The 1,761-nt window shown below is 67.3% G+C and carries 2 protein-coding genes; both read right to left on the minus strand.

The window, feature by feature from the left end:
- Nucleotides 1-136 precede the first annotated feature (136 nt).
- Nucleotides 137-865 (minus strand): ABC transporter ATP-binding protein, encoded by a 729-nt coding sequence (locus AC30N0_RS05715; protein WP_489516963.1) that lies wholly within the window; start codon nucleotides 863-865, stop codon nucleotides 137-139.
- A 43-nt stretch (nucleotides 866-908) separates the two neighbouring features.
- Nucleotides 909-1,673, minus strand: coding sequence for an ABC transporter ATP-binding protein (locus tag AC30N0_RS05720; protein ID WP_489516964.1), 765 nt, complete (start codon nucleotides 1,671-1,673; stop codon nucleotides 909-911).
- Between the last annotated feature and the right edge of the window lie 88 nt (nucleotides 1,674-1,761).

The raw sequence follows: 1,761 nt of genomic DNA on the forward strand, positions 1-1,761 counted from the left end.
CGGCGTCGTCAGGACCTTGGTGCTGGTGCGACCCCCGTCGTGCTCGAGCACGAAGTCGGTGAACGTCCCGCCGATGTCGACGGCCAAGCGGGCGCTGGCACTCATGGTGATCGATCCTCTTTCGCTCAGGTTTCGCTTACGCTGTTTCGGCGAGATTGCCACCGAGGTAGGCATGGCGGATGCGGGGGTCGTGCATGACCTCGGACGCCGGCCCCTCCATGAAGATGCGGCCGAGCTCAAGCACGATCGCCCGGTCGGAAGCGAGCAGCGCACCGTGCGCGTTCTGCTCGACCATCAGCACGGTCACGCCGGTGCCGGCCACCGTCCGCGCCAGGTCGAAGACTTCCTTCTGCATGATCGGCGACAGCCCGAGCGACGGCTCGTCCAGCAGCAACAGGCCCGGCTTCAGCATCATCACCATTGCGGTCTCGAGCATCTGCTGCTCGCCTCCCGACAGATTGCCGGCGCTGACGCCGAGTTTCGCGCGCAAGGCCGGGAAGAGCCCGAGCACGCGCTCGGTCGCTTCCCCGTGCCGGGACGCGCCGAGGCTGTAGCAGGCCATCTTCAGGTTCTCGGCGACCGACATCAGCGGAAAATTGCAGCGGCCCTGCGGCACGAAGCCGACCCCCAGGCGCAGCCGCTCCCATGGCGGCAGCTTCTCGATCGGCTTGCCGTCGTAGACGATCCGCCCACCGAACCACTTGCAGGTCCCGTAGATCGCCCGCATCAGCGTCGACTTGCCGGCGCCGTTGCCGCCGATCAGCGTCGTGATCGTGCCGGCCTCGAACGCAGCCGAGAAGTCATGGACAACCGGCAGCTCGCCGTAGCCGGCGGTCAGGCCTTCGATCTGAAGCGCAGAGGTCAAGGGAGTCTGTGTGGCTTATGGACGGGACACGCGGCCGGCCCGATCACGCGCGGATGCCGAGGTACGCCTCAAGCACGCGCGCGTCCGCGTGAACCTCGGCCGGCGACCCTTCCGTCAGTTTCGCACCTTGCGCGAACACGACCACGTGGTCACACAGGTTCATGATGAACTCCATGTTGTGCTCGATGACGAGGAAGGTCTCGCCGGCGCCGCGCAAGGCACGGATCGCCGTCTCGATCTCGCGGATCCGCGTCGGGTTCACTCCGGCAACGGGTTCGTCGAGCACGACCAGGCGAGGCTTCGACATCAGGGCGGACGCCAGGGCGACGAGCTTCTTCTGGCCGTACGACAGGATGCTGACCGGCATTTCGGCGTAGCGCTCGAGCCCGACCAGTGCGACCAGCTCGCGCGCCCGAGCGGTAGCGTCGGACTCCGCCTTGCGAAGGCGCCCGGTCCGCAACAGCGCATCGGCCCAGCTGACCGCGTCGAAGGATTGCATGGCCACGAGCAGGTTCTCCAGCAGCGTCATCTGGTCGTAGATGCGCACCGTCTGGAACGTCCGCATCAGCCCGGCACGAGCGATCCGCCAGGACGCGAGCCCGCCGATGTCCTGCCCGTCGAGCGTCACCCGACCGCGATCCGGTACCTGGAAGCCGGTGATGCAGTCGATCGTCGTGCTCTTCCCGGAGCCGTTCGGTCCGATGATGCCGACGATGCTGTTCTCCGGCACCGAGAACGACACCCCGTCCACCGCCCGGACGCCCTGGTACGACTTCGCGAGGTCGGATACGACGAGCAGCGCATCCATGTCGTCGACGTCGCTCAGGCGAGAGACTGGCGCAGTCGGGCGATGCGCCGCTCGCGCAGCCAGCCCGCCACGCCCTGCGGCATCACGA

The sequence above is a fragment of the Rhizobacter sp. genome, from assembly GCF_031412495.1.
Classification (GTDB): domain Bacteria; phylum Pseudomonadota; class Gammaproteobacteria; order Burkholderiales; family Burkholderiaceae_C; genus Schlegelella_A.